This window comes from Acinetobacter modestus, from assembly GCF_014636095.1.
Lineage (GTDB): Bacteria > Pseudomonadota > Gammaproteobacteria > Pseudomonadales > Moraxellaceae > Acinetobacter > Acinetobacter modestus.
The window spans coordinates 14,341-31,852 of the sequence record NZ_BMDV01000004.1 but is presented as its reverse complement, the minus strand read 5'-3'; the positions used below and the strand labels follow the sequence as shown (position 1 = coordinate 31,852).

The 17,512-nt window shown below is 38.1% G+C and carries 16 protein-coding genes; 11 read left to right on the top strand and 5 right to left on the bottom strand.

Going from position 1 to position 17,512, the window contains the following annotated elements; all coding sequences use genetic code 11:
- Positions 1-243 precede the first annotated feature (243 nt).
- From IEV17_RS10320 to IEV17_RS10310, 3 genes are all read left to right on the top strand, one after another.
- Positions 244-444: a PA3496 family putative envelope integrity protein gene (locus tag IEV17_RS10320; protein WP_004664469.1), complete on the top strand. Its 201-nt coding sequence runs from the start codon at positions 244-246 to the stop codon at positions 442-444.
- A 77-nt stretch (positions 445-521) separates the two neighbouring features.
- On the top strand, positions 522-1,046 hold the full coding sequence (locus IEV17_RS10315) for a YecA/YgfB family protein (protein ID WP_004664468.1): 525 nt from the start codon (positions 522-524) through the stop codon (positions 1,044-1,046).
- A gap of 302 nt (positions 1,047-1,348) precedes the next feature.
- Positions 1,349-2,284 (top strand): hypothetical protein, encoded by a 936-nt coding sequence (locus IEV17_RS10310; protein WP_004664466.1) that lies wholly within the window; start codon positions 1,349-1,351, stop codon positions 2,282-2,284.
- A gap of 393 nt (positions 2,285-2,677) precedes the next feature.
- Here IEV17_RS10310 and tmpT read toward each other — a convergent pair whose 3' ends face one another.
- The 3 genes from tmpT to trhO all read right to left on the bottom strand — a co-directional run bounded on the left by tmpT (position 2,678) and on the right by trhO (position 5,054).
- On the bottom strand, positions 2,678-3,316 hold the full coding sequence (tmpT, locus tag IEV17_RS10305; protein WP_004664464.1) for a thiopurine S-methyltransferase: 639 nt from the start codon (positions 3,314-3,316) through the stop codon (positions 2,678-2,680).
- A gap of 47 nt (positions 3,317-3,363) precedes the next feature.
- Complete coding sequence (locus tag IEV17_RS10300) at positions 3,364-3,975, bottom strand: DedA family protein (RefSeq protein ID WP_004664461.1); 612 nt, start codon at positions 3,973-3,975, stop codon at positions 3,364-3,366.
- Positions 3,976-4,121: 146 nt separating this feature from the next.
- Positions 4,122-5,054 carry an oxygen-dependent tRNA uridine(34) hydroxylase TrhO gene (trhO, locus tag IEV17_RS10295; RefSeq protein WP_004664460.1) on the bottom strand — a complete coding sequence of 311 codons (933 nt, stop codon included), beginning with the start codon at positions 5,052-5,054 and terminating at the stop codon, positions 4,122-4,124.
- Positions 5,055-5,163: 109 nt separating this feature from the next.
- Between trhO and IEV17_RS10290 the strand changes: the two genes are divergently transcribed.
- Entirely contained in the window at positions 5,164-5,655 is a 492-nt protein-coding gene (locus IEV17_RS10290; protein WP_004664457.1) for a DUF1289 domain-containing protein, read from the top strand.
- On the opposite strand, the gene IEV17_RS10285 is transcribed toward IEV17_RS10290, so the two are convergent.
- The gene (locus tag IEV17_RS10285; RefSeq protein ID WP_004664456.1) at positions 5,652-6,308 is read right to left on the bottom strand and encodes a DUF2306 domain-containing protein; all 657 of its coding nucleotides are present in this window, start codon (positions 6,306-6,308) and stop codon (positions 5,652-5,654) included. The two genes, IEV17_RS10290 and IEV17_RS10285, sit on opposite strands and share 4 nt — an antisense overlap.
- A gap of 68 nt (positions 6,309-6,376) precedes the next feature.
- On the opposite strand from IEV17_RS10285, the gene IEV17_RS10280 reads away from it, so the two are divergent.
- On the top strand, positions 6,377-7,042 hold the full coding sequence (locus tag IEV17_RS10280; RefSeq protein WP_004664454.1) for a YARHG domain-containing protein: 666 nt from the start codon (positions 6,377-6,379) through the stop codon (positions 7,040-7,042).
- A gap of 77 nt (positions 7,043-7,119) precedes the next feature.
- On the opposite strand, the gene gltA is transcribed toward IEV17_RS10280, so the two are convergent.
- On the bottom strand, positions 7,120-8,394 hold the full coding sequence (gltA, locus tag IEV17_RS10275; protein ID WP_004664452.1) for a citrate synthase: 1,275 nt from the start codon (positions 8,392-8,394) through the stop codon (positions 7,120-7,122).
- A 900-nt stretch (positions 8,395-9,294) separates the two neighbouring features.
- Here gltA and sdhC point away from each other — a divergent pair.
- The 6 genes from sdhC (at position 9,295) to odhB (ending at position 17,467) form a co-directional block, all read left to right on the top strand.
- Positions 9,295-9,696: a succinate dehydrogenase, cytochrome b556 subunit gene (sdhC, locus tag IEV17_RS10270; RefSeq protein WP_018676974.1), complete on the top strand. Its 402-nt coding sequence runs from the start codon at positions 9,295-9,297 to the stop codon at positions 9,694-9,696.
- On the top strand, positions 9,696-10,061 hold the full coding sequence (gene sdhD, locus IEV17_RS10265) for a succinate dehydrogenase, hydrophobic membrane anchor protein (protein WP_004664449.1): 366 nt from the start codon (positions 9,696-9,698) through the stop codon (positions 10,059-10,061). The genes sdhC and sdhD overlap by 1 nt, the downstream gene beginning before the upstream one ends.
- Positions 10,062-10,073: 12 nt before the next feature.
- Positions 10,074-11,969: a succinate dehydrogenase flavoprotein subunit gene (sdhA, locus tag IEV17_RS10260; RefSeq protein ID WP_004664448.1), complete on the top strand. Its 1,896-nt coding sequence runs from the start codon at positions 10,074-10,076 to the stop codon at positions 11,967-11,969.
- 14 nt (positions 11,970-11,983) lie between these two features.
- The gene (locus IEV17_RS10255) at positions 11,984-12,694 is read left to right on the top strand and encodes a succinate dehydrogenase iron-sulfur subunit (RefSeq protein ID WP_004664446.1); all 711 of its coding nucleotides are present in this window, start codon (positions 11,984-11,986) and stop codon (positions 12,692-12,694) included.
- A gap of 742 nt (positions 12,695-13,436) precedes the next feature.
- A complete protein-coding gene (locus IEV17_RS10250) occupies positions 13,437-16,277 on the top strand; it encodes a 2-oxoglutarate dehydrogenase E1 component (protein WP_004664445.1) in 2,841 nt (946 codons plus the stop codon).
- A complete protein-coding gene (gene odhB, locus IEV17_RS10245; protein WP_004664443.1) occupies positions 16,277-17,467 on the top strand; it encodes a 2-oxoglutarate dehydrogenase complex dihydrolipoyllysine-residue succinyltransferase in 1,191 nt (396 codons plus the stop codon). The genes IEV17_RS10250 and odhB overlap by 1 nt, the downstream gene beginning before the upstream one ends.
- Positions 17,468-17,512: the final 45 nt, after the last annotated feature.

The following is a 17,512-nucleotide window of genomic DNA, read 5'->3' as shown; positions in this document are numbered from 1 at the left end:
GTTGGATTGAACTGTAGTTTCTTAAATATGGGGGTGTGTCATAATTTTTCAAGCAGAGAATTCCTATTCAAGAATTTTTTCATTTGTACAATTGTTAGAATATAAATACACAAAAAAAACGATGAAAAAAAGTACAAAACACCATTTTATAGTGAAAAAATCAAATAAAACTTGACAAGGTTTAATAAGACCGATAAATAGCGGCTAGACCCATTTATATTTTTTCATTTAGAGGTACTGTTAGTGTCTTCTACAGATTTCGAATTAGATGATGATAACTACGGTGAGGATGATGTTGGTTTTGATGAGTCATCAGGCAAAATCAGTGCCAAAGAATCATTAGAAAAGCGCCGTTTGATTGATGATCTACTCGCTCAACGCCGTTTAGAACGAGAATTAAAAGATTTCGATTATGATTTCGACGACGATGATTTGGATGACTAAAGTGAAGCAAAATTGCTAAGACTTTATGTTTGAAAATGTTATGCTGTTGCCGATGTATTTAAAATTTGGATCATAAAATGAGCACATTAGATTTAGACTTATTGAGTAATTTTCTTGACGGTGATCAAAATGAGCACGGTTTAGATTTTGCAGCGACTCATGGCTTTTTGTGTGCTATCGCGGTTGGTCCAAAATTTGATCGTTGGTTGGATGAGCTTTTTGAGAGTAATCAAAAGAAAGTTCCTAGTGAAATCATTGAACAAATCAAAGCTTGGTTAGAGTCTATTCGCCAAGATTTAGCCAATGAAAACGGAATTGAATTCCCTTTTGAAATTGAAGAAGCAGATGTTGATTCAAGTTTAGGTGATTGGAGCGTTGGTTTTGTTGATGCAATGTTCTTAAATGAAGAGGCATGGTTTGCTCCAGAGTTTGAAGAGCAATTGGTTGATTTAACTTTACCAATTATGGTGTTTAGTGGCATTGATGAAGAAGATCCTCAAATGGAGTCTTTCCGTCGTAATGGTCAATTGATGGATGAATTAGCAGAAGAAATTCCTGATAATTTGAATGAAATTTATCTCATGTATCACACGCCAACATGATTTTATAGTCATATAATTTTATTATCATAATTTGGAGTAAAATTATATTACTTTTATTTAAAAGCTAGTTCATATATGAACTGGCTTTTTTATTTTTAAATAAATAAAAATAAATATTTAATTTTATTAATTATTTATTTTAAAAAAATAATTAATTTTTTTGATTTTATTTTAAAGTATTTAATATGTTGAGTTAACTTAATCTATTATATTTTTTATTGTATGATTTGATCCTATCTTTTTGCTTGTGCTGATATTATTCTATTGGTGGTTATTTTTAATTTTTATAAAGAGTGTTGATTATGGGGAATAATAGAATTAAATATTTTTTTTTGGCTTTTTCTTTAATTCTTGCAGGATGCGGTGGTGGAGGTTCAAATGATTCGAACTCATCCTCTTCAAATAATAATACACCTTCTACAGGTGGTAATGAAATACTTAAGGGAGGAACGCTTGTTAATCCTGAAATACTTATTAGTACCAAAAAGTATTTAATTGGGCCTAATAATTTTTATAATTATTTTACATATTCTGGTACTGATAAAGAAACGATATTTTTAAAGGTGAATTTTGACTTACCATTCACTATGCAGAATAGGAGGAGATGTAGAGAATCTATAGCGAATGGGTATCTTGATACAGAGTATCCAATTACACGTATGTATGATAATAAAAATAAGTTAGAGCAATTAAATTGTTATGAAGATGTAAGGTATACATTTGATTCTTCAAATAAAAAAATATTTCAGGTGGTTCCAGCTTATAGAGGAAACGGGATTTTAAATTTTGCAGCAGTTAAAGGTAACGCAGCAATTATAGCACCTGTTGGTGAGCAAGGAAGTCCTAGTAATCCAATTTTAGTTAAAGCATCAAACAAGATGAATCATAATTCTTTTTATAATTACTTTAAGTATAGTGCAAAAGCGGGGGAGACAATTCACTTGTCGGTATTTTTAGATACACCATTAACCGATAGACAATTAAGACGTTGTCGTGAGGCTGAAAGTGATTTGACTTTGAACAAAGTTAGTGGTTATTCAACTGATCTATATATTTATGATGATAACTATAATTATGTAAAATCTGTATGTGATACTGAGGTTAAATATACTTTTTCTAAAGATGGTACCTATATTTTCTCATTTAACTTTGAGGGAGCAGGTAATAGTGATGGTGGTGGGAATGGAACAGGGACTATATACTTTGAAAGTCTAGGTACTCAGATGTCATATAACTAAGTTTTGATAATTTTATGTGTGGAATAAGGCTGTTCTAGAGTGGCCTTATTCAAAAAATATTGTGGCTTGGTGGTATTTAAAATTTTAGTGATATTTAAAATATAATTTTACTAAAGAAATAATTTAGTTTTTTTAAATTTTTATAAAATGAATTGTAGTTTGTGTAATCTATTTTAAATTATAGATTAATGTTGGTGAAGTCTTTAAATTGGTTTTAATATGGTCTTTTGTGAGAAATTTAAATTTTGACTATCTTTGTTAAGATTCTAAATATAATGATTGAACAACTTAATGTGTTTCATTGGATAAGTTTAGCTTACTTGAACTGATAAACACTCTGGGAGAATATCATCAATCCCCAGAGCTGATGTTCTGTCTAGATCATTTATGAATTTATTTTTCCTTACGGCAGAGATGCCAAATACTTTCATCGGCTGTGGCTTTATTTCTAAGATTTTCTGTTACAGTTGCTAATAATTCAAAATTGTAATGTTCTGCGTAATGCTTTGTTAATTCATCTTTAGGAACGGAGAATGGTGGTCCTTTAAGTAAGTTCTGATCATATTCAAGGTTAATTAGTAGCTGAGGTGCTTGTTTTGTAATTTCTAACAAATGTTGTGTGTATTGGCTTCGCATTTGTGGTGGAAGAGCGATTAGAGCAGCTCGATCGTAAACAGCATCTATATCTCCAAGTTGTTGTGCTGTTAACTGGAAAAAATCACCAACGAATAATTCAATTTGAGGATGTTGATAGTGAGTCAATTCACCTGATTGTGCCTCTTTAAAGCTCAATCCTAAATTTGAAATAAGATCTTGGATTGCAATAGGGCTAAGATCAATGCCAACTATTTGATAACCCTGATTTATTAGCCAGTTTATATCTAAACTTTTACCACAAAGTGGAACAAAAATACGTGCATGAGGCTTTAAATCTAATGATCTAAAATATTGGGTTAGTAGGGCGTGAGGTTGGTCTTGATGAAAACCAATATTATTGTTTTGCCATTTGTCATGCCAAAAATCATGTTGCATTATTTGAACCTCAGTATTCATTTAAATAGAGTTGAAAATGTCATCTACTATTTTTTTGATAAATAGAATTTCTTGATTAAGAACCAAAGTACGTATGCTATTGCAATAGCTAAAATAATAGTGCCAATACGTTGTGTAATAGCACTCATCAATGCTGGATTTTCACTAAAATGATAACCAACATAGGCAAGTAGCGTGGTCCAAAGGATTGTACCTGCAGCACTATAAGCCATAAACTTACTAAAAGGCATTTTGCTCATACCTGCTGGGATACTAATTAAAGAGCGAACTGCAGGTACCATACGACCAAAAAAAACGATCCTATGCCCATATTTTTCAAACCAAACTAATGATTTTTCAAGATCAGCAACACTAATACGGAGGTATTTTCCGTAGCGTTCGACAAGAGTAAAAAGGTGGTGTTGCGGAATTTTTCTACCAATCCAATACAGCAATGCCGCGGCTAGAAGTGAGCCGATACTACCAGCAATAATCACTCCGATTAAAGTCAGTTCACTTTTTGCTGCAGTATAACCAGCGGATGGCATAATGATTTCGGATGGAATCGGTGGGAAAATATTATCAAGAAACATTAAAAATGCGATACCTAAGTATCCTAGTTTCTCCATGATGGATAATACCCAGTCTTCCAGTCCCATAGCGCCTAAATGTGATTTGTGAGTTAGGGGTTAGAATAATGGTTGTCTAAATAACTCTCAATGATGTATTGGTTAATAATCTTGATGATTAAAATAAAAAAAGCCTTAGTTTGAGCTAAGGCTTTTTATTAAATCTTTATACTAATTTATAGGCGTTTGCGTTTTGCCGCTGCAATTTGTGACTGACGCATACGGAAGCCAGCTTTTTGTTTATCCGTAGTTTTATCAATACAGTAAACACAAGACACGCCGTGTTCATAGCTTGGTAATTCAGCTTCAACCTTAGTAAGTGGCCATCCACAAGCGTGACACTTAATATTTTCACCTTCTTCAACGCCGTGAGTCACCGCCGTACGACCATCAAATACGAAGCATTCACCTTCCCACATACTTTCTTCGGCAGGGGTTTCTTCTAGATATTTTAAAATACCGCCTTTAAGATGGTAAACTTCATTAAAGCCTTCTTGTAGAAGTAGAGAAGTTGATTTCTCGCAACGAATACCGCCCGTACAGAACATCGCAATTTTTTTATCTTTATGTTGTTCAAGGTTTTGTTTTACATATTCAGGAAATTCACGGAAACTTTCAGTTTTCGGATCAATCGCACCTTTAAATGTACCAGCTTTGTATTCATAGTCATTGCGAGTGTCGATCAGGATCACGTCATCACGACTAATCAGATCATTCCATTCTTGAGGATCAAGATAGTGGCCCACTAAATCACGTGGCTTCACTTCGACACCTAAAGTGACAATTTCATTTTTAAGTTTAATTTTCATTTTACGGAATGGTTTTTCAGAGCTTTCAGACTCTTTATATTCCATTGCATTAAACCCTTCGTTTAAAAGGAATTGATGAACGGTATCAATCGCGGCACGGTCGCCAGCAACAGTTCCATTAATTCCTTCAGACGCTACAATCAGAGTTCCACATAAATTGATGCTCTTCACTAAGTTCAAAAGACGTTGTTGCAGGTCTGCTGCATCTGAAACTTCTTTAAATTGATATAGTGCCGCAACAACCCAATTATTGGTCGCTTGCTGTTCTACAGGTGCAAGCTGTTCTACAGTAGCGTTCATGGATAACTCCAAATGTATTAAGATAGAAAAATAAGGCGCACATTTTAGCGCGAAATCTGAAAATAAGCGAGAAAGCCATAAAACAAATATGGTTTTAAAGGAGTTGGTTTTGAGTAACGATCGTCGAATTCCATCATTGACCCCCTGTGCAGGACGTTGCTCAACGGTATTTGGTGATCTGGTTTGTCGTGGTTGTCGCCGTTTTAATCATGAAGTGATTCAGTGGAACACCTACACGCCTGAGCAAAGACTCATGGTTTGGAGACGATTGGATGCACAATTGAATCAAATATTAGTGCCTTTGCTACCTCATGCAAATCTACAACATATTGAAGGTTTTATTCACAGTAAACATATTCGTGTCTTAGAGACAGCCACTACAGGGCGGAAGTTGTATCATGCTTTGAAAATTTGCGAGAAGAATAAGCATTTGGCACATGATAGTGGGCTTGGTATTACAGATTCACAGGTTAAACCAATTTGGGATGAGTTTGAGCGTCGTGTGTTGGCTTTGGCTAAGGCGAGTTATGAATTGGCATGGTTACGTGCAGATGGTATCAGTGCAACCTTGTTACGTGCCCTAGAAGAAGATGAGATCTAAAAAGATTTTTTACGAAAAGTTAGCCAATAAATAACTATTTCAGCAATTAATACATTTATCGTCCAGCCTAACCATGCTTCAAGCTGATAAATGTGGATTGGTGTAAGCCAATCCCAATAGGGTTGAATTTGGTAAAGTGCAAGTTTCCATGTTCTCAAGCTTAATGCAGATAAGGCTAAAGCAAAACTTCGAATCATCCAGTTACGATGTGCAATCCATTTTTTTTCAAAAGCATAATAAAGTGCAAATAGGGTACTTGTCCCCCATAATAATCCAAGAATGACAAAGCAGATTTGAGTAGTTAGACCTCCATTTGCTGAGATTGCAAGAATGAAGCCGCTAGGCAAGGCGGCTCCAAGTGTTGCAATAATATAAAGCCAGCCCGCATAGCGATGTAAACGTGGTGTGTTGTTACGAATTGAATGTGAGAATTGGGTAAAACCCGCCAATAATACCAAGCTGCTAGTGATAACATGAGTTTGAAATGCAAAGCGCCAAGGCTGAGAATGTACGACATCTTGCTTAAGAACTAAAAAATTGGTGCTATCTGACCAAGGGAAATAATTCAGGCAGATTTTAAGCATTAACCAAGATAGATAGCCGAAAACTAATATGATGATCAATTGAGAGAATCGGTTGAGTATTTTCCACATAAATATTGATCACTGTTATGCTGTGCAAGCAAAATAATTGAAATAGTTTTTTAGATGAGAACATTAAAATGAATAAGCCTAAACAATTATTAATTGCGATTGCTATTTTATCAAGCACTACCCTGACTTTAGCACAACCCGCTCAAATAGCACCTTCATGGACAGGGTTATATAACGATGAACAAAAAATTTCTTTGTTTATGCAGCAAAAAGGTAATGATGTTACTGGCTATAGTTTTTTGAATGGTAAGCAATTAAATTTTAAAGGGAAAATAAAGCAAACTGATTCAAATTATACATTAACCTTGAATGAAGTTGGGCGGGGTGTGGATGTTGGTCGATTCGTATTGAATTATAAGGGGAATACTTCACCGATTGAAGCGCAATGGTCGTCTGCAACTCAAACGGTAAAACCTAAATTTTTTAGTTTAAATGCACAGCAATGTAAATATGCAAAAGAGCAAGGGGAATTTCCTGATGCTTCTCTGCGTTTGTTAAAAGATGCTGATTTACAAGTACCTTTAGGTCAATTGCAATATATGCGCAATGAAATTTATGCACGTCATGGATATGCTTTTCAAAATAAAAAATGGGCGATCACTTTCTCACAATATGATTGGTATATGCCATGTTATCTAAATGTAGATGCACGTTTGACTCAAATTGAAAAAGAAAATGTAAAGCGTATTAAAATGGTCGAACCATATGCTAAAGATGTGGATTGGGGGCGTTAATTCATTTTGATGAATACTGTTTCTAATAAAAAAGCTGCCATTTGGCAGCTTTTTTAACATTAATTTTAAAAATAAAATTAACGTTTGATGTCGCGTTGAGTCGAGCCTGTGTAAAGCTGACGTGGACGACCGATCTTGTAAGGACCGCTGTGCATTTCTAACCAGTGGCTGATCCAACCAACTGTACGTGCAAGCGCGAAGATTACAGTAAACATTTCTGTTGGAATACCAATCGCTTTTAAGATGATACCTGAATAGAAGTCTACGTTTGGATACAAGTTACGCTTGATGAAGTATTCATCAGAAAGCGCAATTCTTTCAAGTTCCATTGCAAGAGCAAGTTGTGGATCTTGGATACCTAAAGCTTCAAGTACTTCGTCACAAGTTTGTTTCATGACTTTCGCACGTGGATCGAAGTTTTTGTAAACACGGTGACCGAAGCCCATGAGTTTAACTTCTTTGCTCTTCACTTTTTCCATGAATTCAGCAACGTTTTCTACGCTACCAATTTCATCTAACATTTTAAGTACAGCTTCGTTTGCACCACCGTGAGCAGGTCCCCAAAGTGCAGAGATACCAGCAGAGATACATGCATACGGGTTCGCACCAGTAGAACCAGCAAGACGAACTGTAGACGTAGATGCATTTTGCTCGTGGTCAGCATGAAGCGTAAAGATACGATCCATTGCACGTGCAAGAACAGGATTTACTTTGTAGTCACGATCAGCAGGAGTTGCAAACATCATATGCAAGAAGTTTTCTGCATAACCTAAGTCATTACGTGGGTAAATGAATGGTTGACCTACAGTGTACTTATAGCTCCACGCTGCAAGCGTAGGGATTTTCGCGATTAAGCGAATTGCAGTAATTTCACGATGGTTAACATCTTCGATGTCTAAACCGTTGTGATAAAACGCAGATAATGCACCTACTACACCAACCATGATTGCCATAGGGTGAGCATCACGACGGAAACCATTGAAGAAACGGCTTACTTGGTCATGAACCATAGTGTGGTTGCGAACTTTAGCATCAAATTCTGCTTTCTGTTCAGCATTTGGAAGCTCGCCATTTAATAATAAGTAGCAAGTTTCTAAATAGTCTGCTTGAGTCGCTAATTGATCAATCGGATAGCCACGGTGTAATAACACACCTTTGTCACCATCAATGAATGTGATCTTAGATTCGCAAGCAGCTGTCGCCATAAAACCAGGATCGAAAGTAAAATGACCAGATGCTAATACATCTTTAACGTCAATTACATCTGGGCCCAATGTGCCGCTGTAAATTGGTAATTCAATTTCTTTGCCATCAAGCTGTAATACGGCTTTTTTGCCAGTTGCTGCAGACATTCAATAGATCTCCTGTCCTGGTGAATGATTATCTGACTCGAAATCCTAATCTTGTCATGTGCGAATCAGACGGTGTCAAAATTTGCTATAAGATTAGTGGCTACTAAAATTTTGTCAATTATACTTAGGGATAAAAAATAACGTTATTGCAGTCAATTAGTCATTCAGTATCAAAGAAAAAATTGAGTAAAATCACAGCATCGGTCGAGTATAATATGTCAAATCAGGTTTGAGGTGCATAAAAAAAATGAAGCACCAGTACAATTGTAAGTAAATTTTTATTCGAGTTATATTTTGGTGCTTAAAAAATAAATACTTACCACAATTCAAAAGCCTATATATCTCAGGGTCTAGAATTAACTATCCATTAAAAAATAGATTAAAAGTTTTATATATCGAGTCATAATTGATTCATTATGGTGCGATTAATTGTATAAAAAATAGCTTATTTTTTATGAGTATCTGGTATGAGGAAACAGATTATTGATCCCTGATATTTAATATATAAATGAGGGGTATTATTTTCGCCTATATTTAAGATTGTAGTTTTTGATTAATTTTTATACATTAAGCTGAGTGTTATTGAAATATATTAGAAATAATTTTGACAAAAAATTAAGTAAACTAAAAAATAATAACTCATATTTTATTTTTATATAACAGTAATATATTGGGTTTTATTGCGGTTTCAAGCGCAGCTTACATACGTATTAAATGTGAATGATTCTTATTTCATTGCATTTTCGACTAAAGCGAAAACTGATTGTTTGTATTTTGATATTTCACGTTTTATAATTCGTTGTCGTTATATAGGTTGGGCGTGCATTATGCTTGCCTGACTATGCCAGCTTTCCTTTGAATTAATTCAAACAAACTCCGGATGGAGTTTCTACCTACAGGATGCCCGCTGTGAAAAGCAACAGACCTGTCAATTTGTCCATGGGTCAGGTGTTAGCGGTAAATTTACGCTCACCCGTGGCTATTGCATCAATTCTACACCGTTTATCAGGTGTAATCGTTTTCTTATTAGTCGCTGTTCTTTTATGGATTTTGGATAAATCTTTATCTTCACCAGAAGGATTTGACTACGTTAAAAATGTCGTTTTCGGAAATATCTGTGTACGTTTCATCGTATGGGTATTTGTAGCTGGCTTAATTTTTCACTTCATTGCAGGGGTAAAGCATTTACTTGCTGATCTTGGTTTTGCTGAGGAACTTCAAAGCGGTCGTATTGCAGCTACTATTTCATTGATTTTGTCTGCGATCGGTATTCTCGCGGCATTTGTATGGATTATGTTCTGATGAAAAGTGCTACAGGTTTAACAGGTTCAGGTTCTCGCGATTGGTATATCCAGCGTGTCAGTGCTGTAGTTTTGGCTGCTTACACTGTGGTGATGTTCGGTTGGATCTTGTGTAATAGCGGATTCGGTTACGAACAGTGGGCTGGCTTTATGTTGACTCTACCAATGAAGATTTTCTCTTTATTGGCAGTATTGTCACTCGTTGCTCATGCTTGGATTGGTATGTGGCAAGTCTTTACTGATTATGTAACGACTCGTCAAATGGGTCCTTCGGCTTCAGGTTTACGCCTTGTACTCACTACAGCTGTCATTATTTCAGTGTTCGTGTACGCAATCTGGGGTATCCAGATTTTCTGGGCAAATTGATAGGAAGAGATCATGGGCGCAATTAACCCTAAAGAAGATTATTCAAATATTCAAAACCTCACTTTCGATGCAGTTATTGTTGGTGGTGGTGGTTCTGGTATGCGTGCTTCTTACCAACTTGCTCAAGCTGGTTTAAAAGTTGCAGTATTGACCAAAGTATTCCCGACACGTTCGCATACGGTTGCTGCTCAAGGCGGTATTGGTGCATCGTTAGGTAACATGCAAGAAGATAACTGGCATTATCACTTCTATGACACGGTTAAAGGTTCGGATTGGTTAGGCGATCAGGACGCAATCGAGTTCATGACACGTGAAGCGCCAAAAGTTGTGTATGAGCTTGAACACTTAGGTATGCCGTTTGACCGTAATGAAGATGGTACGATCTATCAGCGTCCATTTGGTGGTCACTCAGCAAACTATGGTGAAAAAGCAGTTCCACGTGCTTGTGCTGCTGCTGACCGTACAGGTCATGCATTACTTCATACTTTGTATCAAAGTAACGTAAAAATGGGTACTCAGTTTTACGTTGAATGGATTGCATTAGACTTAATCCGTAACGAAGCGGGTGATGTTCTTGGTGTAACCGCAATCGACCAAGAAACAGGTAACATTGCAGTATTCCAAGCGAAAGCGACTTTGTTTGCTACTGGTGGTGCTGGTCGTGTTTATCGTGCATCAACCAATGCTTATATCAACACTGGTGATGGTCTTGGTATGGCTGCTCGTGCAGGTATTCCATTACAAGATATGGAATTCTGGCAATTCCACCCAACGGGTGTTGCTGGTGCAGGCGTATTGTTAACTGAAGGTTGTCGTGGTGAAGGTGGTATCCTTCGTAACAAAGACGGCGAACCATTCATGGAACGTTATGCTCCAACTTTAAAAGACTTGGCGCCACGTGACTTCGTATCGCGTTCTATGGACCAAGAAATTAAAGAAGGTCGTGGTTGTGGTCCTAAGGCGGATTATATCTTATTAGATATGACTCACTTGGGTGCTGAGACGATCATGAAACGTTTACCATCTGTATTTGAGATTGGTAAGAAGTTCGCGAACGTTGACTGTACGAAAGAGCCAATTCCAGTTGTACCAACAATCCATTATCAAATGGGTGGTATTCCTACGAATATTCATGGTCAAGTTGTTGTACCGCACGGTGTTGAAGAGGGTGAATTCTCTGCTCACTATGATAAAGATACGAAAGAGTATTCTTATAAAGGTACACGTGATTATGTGAAACCAGTAAAAGGTTTCTATGCGATCGGTGAATGTTCTTGTGTATCAGTACATGGTGCAAACCGTTTAGGTACAAACTCATTGCTTGACCTTGTGGTATTTGGTAAAGCAGCGGGTGAACACATCATTGACTACGTGACTAAACATCATGGCGATGATTATCAGCCGCTTCCGACTGATGTGTTAGAAAATACATTAAAGCGTATTCGTAAGTTAGATGATTCAACGACGGGTGAAAACGCGCAAGAAGTTGCTGATGCAATTCGTGATATCGTTCAAGATCACGCAGGTGTATTCCGTACTCAAGCATTGCTTGACAAGGGTGTAAAAGAAATTCTTGCGATTGAACCACGTGTTCGTAACATTCATTTGAAAGACAAATCTAAAGTATTTAACACTGCACGTGTTGAAGCATTGGAAGTTGAAAACTTGTATGAAGTTGCGAAGGCGACTCTAATTTCTGCTGCTGCACGTAAAGAATGTCGTGGTGCGCATACAGTTGTTGACTATGAGTTAGCACCTGATCACCCAACTTATTCTTACGGTCGCCGTGATGATGAGTGGATGAAGCATACTTTATGGTATTCATCAGACAACCGTCTTGAATATAAGCCGGTACGTTTCAGCCCATTAACGGTTGAAGCAATTGAACCTAAGCCACGTACATTCTAATCGGGAGAACAAAGATGAGTAGAGGCACTCGTACATTCGAAATCTACCGCTATGATCCTGATAAGGATAAAGCGCCGTACATGCAAACTTTCAAACTTGAGTTAACCGATAAGCATCGTATGTTGCTTGATGCGTTACTTGCGTTGAAAGTGCAAGATGAGTCATTAACATTCCGTCGCTCTTGCCGTGAAGGTATTTGTGGTTCGGATGGTGTGAACATCAATGGTAAAAATGGTTTAGCGTGCTTGTGGAACTTGAACGATTTACCAGAGAAGATTGTGATCCGTCCTTTACCTGGTTTACCAGTGGTAAAAGATTTGGTTGTAGACATGAACCAGTTCTATGATCAATATGACAAGATCCAACCGTTCTTGATTAACAATCAGCCTGCACCAGCAAAAGAGCGTTTACAGTCTCAAGCAGAACGTGAACACTTAGATGGTCTATATGAATGTATTCTTTGTGCATGTTGTTCAACATCATGCCCATCATTCTGGTGGAACCCTGATAAGTTCCTCGGACCATCTGCATTGTTAAATGCATATCGCTTTATCATTGACTCTCGTGATACGGCAACACAAGAGCGTTTGGCTCGTTTAGACGACCCATTCTCTTTGTTCCGTTGTAAAGGGATCATGAACTGTGTATCAGTTTGTCCTAAAGGTTTAAACCCGACGAAGGCAATTGGTCACATTCGTAATATGTTGTTAGATCAAGCTGGTTAATACAGTTTTCTGACATGTGAAAAGGGAGCTTTTAAAAGCTCCCTTTTTTATCTTGATTAAATAGTTTTCTGTGTTGGTGGGCTTGCAAGGCTTATTATCGAGTCTTTAAAAAATATTATTGGGTGTTGAAAATTTATAAATTTTGAGCTTAAGAAAAATGACTTGGATTAATAAGAAAAATGAATGATCTATTTTTAGGCGCTCTGCATAATGTTTGTGCAAGAATTGTAGAAAATCTTTAACTTTGGTCGATAAAGGTGCAACTATTATAAAAAGGGCGGTATATTAGAATATAATTAAGAATGTGTATTTCGCTGCTTTATAGATGGTATGTGTCAAAAAAATCAATTCGTACATGAGAACATGTTACGATTTCTGCCACGACCTGAAGCAAAAAATAAGCATATTCCTGATGTTATATCGCTCTAATGCTTACCAATTGTATGTATATAGTTTGGGTTAAAGTCAATTTAGAAAAGTTAATATTTTTGTTAATTTTTCTAAAATGGTTTGCAAAAAATTGCTCGATTTCATCGAGTATAAGGATGAGTTATGTGCTTTGAATTGAAAGTGCATAGCTCATTTATTACATCAAAAGGAATACTCCTGATGTGTAGTGATAATGTCTCAAGGTTGGATGATCTTGAGTAGTAGTGTCATGTTACCAATTTGATACTATGAATCATGGGTGTGCTTAAAAGGCAACCTGTATTATTTTTTGCAATAGGAAATGGGTCCAAAAATGCAAGAAGTTGCTGACGCACTGCGTCTTGACACTGAACTTTCCGCTGATAGTGCAGCGTATATTGAAGAGCTTTACGAACAGTACCTAACTTCTCCAACCTCAGTGTCAGAGGATTGGCGTGAATATTTCGATAAATACCCTAAAGGTGATCAACCACACGGCAGTGTGCGCGAGCAATTCCTCCTTTTGGGTCGTAATTCAAACCGAGTTCAACCTGTTGTACAAAGCACTGTAAGTACAGAACATGAGCGTCGTCAAATTGGTGTATTACAACTGATTGCTGCTTATCGTAACCGTGGTCATCAAAAAGCCAAACTTGATCCATTAGGCCTTGCGAAACGCGAAGAAGTTCCAGATCTAGATTTATCTGCACACGGTTTAACCAAATCTGATTTAGATACTGTATTTAATACAGGTAACCTCGCGATTGGTAAAGCAGAAGCAACATTGTCTGAAATGGTTGAATCCATGGAAGCAATTTACTGCTCTTCAATCGGTGCAGAATACATGCATATCGTTGATACCAAAGAAAAGCGTTGGATTCAACAACGTTTGGAAGGTGCTCGCGGTAAATTCAATTACACCAATGATCAGAAAAAAGGTTTTCTTGAGCGTTTAACCGCTGCGGAAGGCTTAGAGAAATATCTTGGTAATAAATTCGTTGGTGCAAAACGTTTTGGTGTAGAAGGCGGTGAGTCTTTTATTCCAATGATGAATGAAATCATTCAACGTGCAGGCAGCGTCGGTTGTAAAGAAGTTGTGATTGGTATGCCACACCGTGGTCGTCTCAACCTTCTTGTGAACATCATGGGTAAAAACCCAGCGGATCTTTTTGGTGAATTTGAAGGCAAGAGCCTACATAAAAAAGGTTCTGGTGACGTTAAGTATCACCAAGGTTTCTCTTCAAACGTAATGACTCCGGGTGGCGAAGTTCACTTAGCATTGGCGTTTAACCCATCACACTTAGAGATCGTTGGCCCTGTAGTTGAAGGTTCGGTTCGTGCACGTCAAGTTCGTCGTAAAGATATTGGCGGCGATGACGTTCTTCCAGTGATTGTACATGGTGATGCTGCATTTGCGGGTCAAGGTGTAAACCAAGAAACCTTCCAAATGTCACAAACACGTGGTTACACAGTGGGCGGTACCGTTCACATCGTGATCAATAACCAAGTAGGCTTTACAACTTCTGATCCGCGCGATACACGTTCTACAGAGTATTGTACGGACGTTGCGAAGATGATTCAGGCGCCGATTTTCCATGTGAATGGTGATGATCCTGAAGCTGTGATTTTCGTAACTCAGCTTGCACATGATTTCCGTCATACTTTCCGTAAAGATGTCATCTTAGACTTGTTCTGCTACCGTCGTCGTGGTCATAACGAAGCAGATGAACCATCTGCAACTCAACCATTGATGTATCAAGTGATCAACAAGAAAGCAACAACACGTACGTTGTATGCTGATCAACTGGTTCAAGAAAAAGTGCTTGATCGTGCAAGTGCTGATGCCATGGTTGAAGGTTATCGCTCAGACTTAGAAGCAGGTAATCATGTTGCCAATGCTTTAGTTCGTGAACCAAACAAAAAAATGTTTGTGGATTGGTCGCCATATTTAGGTCATGAATACACAGATATTTGGGATACAACTTTTAGCATCGATCGTCTAAAAGAACTTGGTTTGAAAATGAATACATTACCAGAAGGTTTTGTATTACAACGTCAAGTTCAGAAAGTGATCGAAGATCGCGTGAAGATGCAAACAGGTGAAATGCCACTTAATTGGGGTGCTGCAGAAACTTTAGCATATGCAACTTTGCTTGATGACGGCTTCTTGGTTCGTATTACGGGTGAAGACGTGGGTCGTGGTACATTCTCGCACCGTCATGCCAAATTACATAACCAAGTCGATGGTTCTGTTTATATTCCACTTTGCCATATCAAAGAAAATCAGCCTCGTACTGCTGTCTACGACTCTTTACTGTCAGAAGAAGCAGTGCTTGCATTTGAATACGGCTATTCAACGACATTGCCAAAAAGCTTAATCGTTTGGGAAGCTCAATTTGGTGACTTCGCAAACTGTGCGCAAGTTGTTATTGACCAATTTATCGCTTCGGGTGAAACCAAGTGGGAGCGTGTGTGTGGTCTAACTATGTTGTTACCACACGGTTATGAAGGTCAAGGTCCAGAGCATTCATCTGCACGTTTAGAGCGTTTCTTACAGCTATGTGCTGAAGACAACATGCAAGTGATGACACCAACGACACCTGCACAGATTTTCCATGCATTACGTCGTCAAGCGGTTCGTCCGATTCGTAAGCCAATGATTGTAATGTCACCAAAATCATTACTTCGTCATAAACTTGCGACTTCAACTTTAGATGAATTAGCAAACGGTTCATTCCAAACCGTGATTGATGAAGTTGATCAAATCAATAAAGCTGATGTGACTCGTTTAGTTCTTTGTGGTGGTAAGGTTTATTATGATTTACTCGAAAAACGTCGTGAGCTTGGTCTAAACCATATTGCGATCGTTCGTATCGAACAATTGTATCCATATCCAGAACAACGCTTAGCTGAGGTTATGGCTCAGTATCCAAACATTCAAGAACTTGTTTGGGCACAAGAAGAGCCGAAGAACCAAGGTGCTTGGTTATTTATCGTTCCTCGTTTATATGAAGACGTTCTTAAATCAGGTAAACAAATTCGTATTAGCTATGCTGGTCGTGACGCATCTGCCGCACCTGCTTGTGGCTCGCCATACTTGCATGCAAAACAACAAGCTCAGCTTATCAATGACGCACTCGCGATTGAAGTTGAACAATCAGGAGATTCTAAATAATGGCAACCGAAATTAAAGCACCGGTATTTCCAGAGTCAGTTGCTGACGGTACGATCGCAACTTGGCACAAGAAAGTAGGTGAACCTGTATCACGTGATGAAGTGATCTGTGACATTGAAACCGATAAAGTTGTTTTAGAAGTGGTTGCTCCAGCTGATGGTAGCTTAGTTGCAATCATCAAAGGTGAGGGCGATACAGTTCTTTCTGACGAAGTGATTGCTCAATTCGAAGCTGGTGCTGTTGCTGCCGCTGCTCCTGAGGCTGCACCAGCCGCTGCTGCTCCAGTTGCATCTGCGCCAGCAGCTGCATCAACTCAAGCAGTTGATCAAAACCAAGCGCCTGCAGTTCGTAAAGCATTGTCTGAAACAGGTATCAATGCTGCTGACGTTCAAGGCACAGGTCGTGGTGGTCGCATCACTAAAGAAGACGTTACAAGTCATCAAGCTAAACCTGCTACATCAGTTCAACCATTAAGCGTTGCTGTAGGCGAGCGTATCGAGAAACGTGTTCCAATGACACGTTTACGTAAGCGTGTTGCTGAGCGTTTATTGGCTGCGACACAACAAACTGCAATGTTAACAACGTTCAACGAAGTTAACATGAAGCCAATCATGGAAATGCGTAAGCAATATAAAGATGCTTTCGAAAAACGTCATGGTGCACGTTTAGGCTTTATGTCTTTCTTCGTTAAAGCGGCAACTGAAGCGTTAAAACGCTACCCAGCTGTAAACGCTTCTATCGATGGCGACGATATCGTATATCACGGTTTCTATGACATCGGTGTAGCTGTTTCTTCTGATCGTGGTCTAGTTGTGCCAATCCTTCGTGATACAGATCGTATGAACTACGCTGAAGTTGAAGGTGGTATTGCTGCATATGCTGGTAAAGCACGTGAAGGCAAATTATCGATCGAAGAAATGACTGGTGGTACGTTCACGATCACGAACGGCGGTACTTTCGGTTCATTGCTTTCAACACCTATTTTAAACCAGCCACAAACTGCAATCTTGGGTATGCATAAAATCCAAGAACGTCCTATGGCGGTAAATGGTCAAGTTGAAATCTTGCCAATGATGTACTTAGCACTTTCTTATGACCACCGTTTAATCGATGGTAAAGAAGCTGTAGGTTTCTTAGTAACAATTAAAGAATTGTTAGAAGAACCAGCTAAACTCATTCTTGATCTTTAACATATTTAAATCCCCCTAAATCCCCCTTTGATAAAGGGGGACTAC

What these genes read in the sequence shown, in the direction of transcription:
- IEV17_RS10315 (WP_004664468.1), top strand. Translation starts at nt 522, where the DNA reads ATGAGCACATTAGATTTAGACTTATTGAGTAATTTTCTTGACGGTGAT.
- IEV17_RS10310 (WP_004664466.1), top strand. Translation starts at nt 1,349, where the DNA reads ATGGGGAATAATAGAATTAAATATTTTTTTTTGGCTTTTTCTTTAATT.
- tmpT (WP_004664464.1), bottom strand. Translation starts at nt 3,316, where the DNA reads ATGCAACATGATTTTTGGCATGACAAATGGCAAAACAATAATATTGGT.
- IEV17_RS10300 (WP_004664461.1), bottom strand. Translation starts at nt 3,975, where the DNA reads ATGGGACTGGAAGACTGGGTATTATCCATCATGGAGAAACTAGGATAC.
- trhO (WP_004664460.1), bottom strand. Translation starts at nt 5,054, where the DNA reads ATGAACGCTACTGTAGAACAGCTTGCACCTGTAGAACAGCAAGCGACC.
- IEV17_RS10285 (WP_004664456.1), bottom strand. Translation starts at nt 6,308, where the DNA reads ATGTGGAAAATACTCAACCGATTCTCTCAATTGATCATCATATTAGTT.
- IEV17_RS10280 (WP_004664454.1), top strand. Translation starts at nt 6,377, where the DNA reads ATGAATAAGCCTAAACAATTATTAATTGCGATTGCTATTTTATCAAGC.
- gltA (WP_004664452.1), bottom strand. Translation starts at nt 8,394, where the DNA reads ATGTCTGCAGCAACTGGCAAAAAAGCCGTATTACAGCTTGATGGCAAA.
- sdhC (WP_018676974.1), top strand. Translation starts at nt 9,295, where the DNA reads ATGCCCGCTGTGAAAAGCAACAGACCTGTCAATTTGTCCATGGGTCAG.
- sdhD (WP_004664449.1), top strand. Translation starts at nt 9,696, where the DNA reads ATGAAAAGTGCTACAGGTTTAACAGGTTCAGGTTCTCGCGATTGGTAT.
- sdhA (WP_004664448.1), top strand. Translation starts at nt 10,074, where the DNA reads ATGGGCGCAATTAACCCTAAAGAAGATTATTCAAATATTCAAAACCTC.
- IEV17_RS10255 (WP_004664446.1), top strand. Translation starts at nt 11,984, where the DNA reads ATGAGTAGAGGCACTCGTACATTCGAAATCTACCGCTATGATCCTGAT.
- IEV17_RS10250 (WP_004664445.1), top strand. Translation starts at nt 13,437, where the DNA reads ATGCAAGAAGTTGCTGACGCACTGCGTCTTGACACTGAACTTTCCGCT.
- odhB (WP_004664443.1), top strand. Translation starts at nt 16,277, where the DNA reads ATGGCAACCGAAATTAAAGCACCGGTATTTCCAGAGTCAGTTGCTGAC.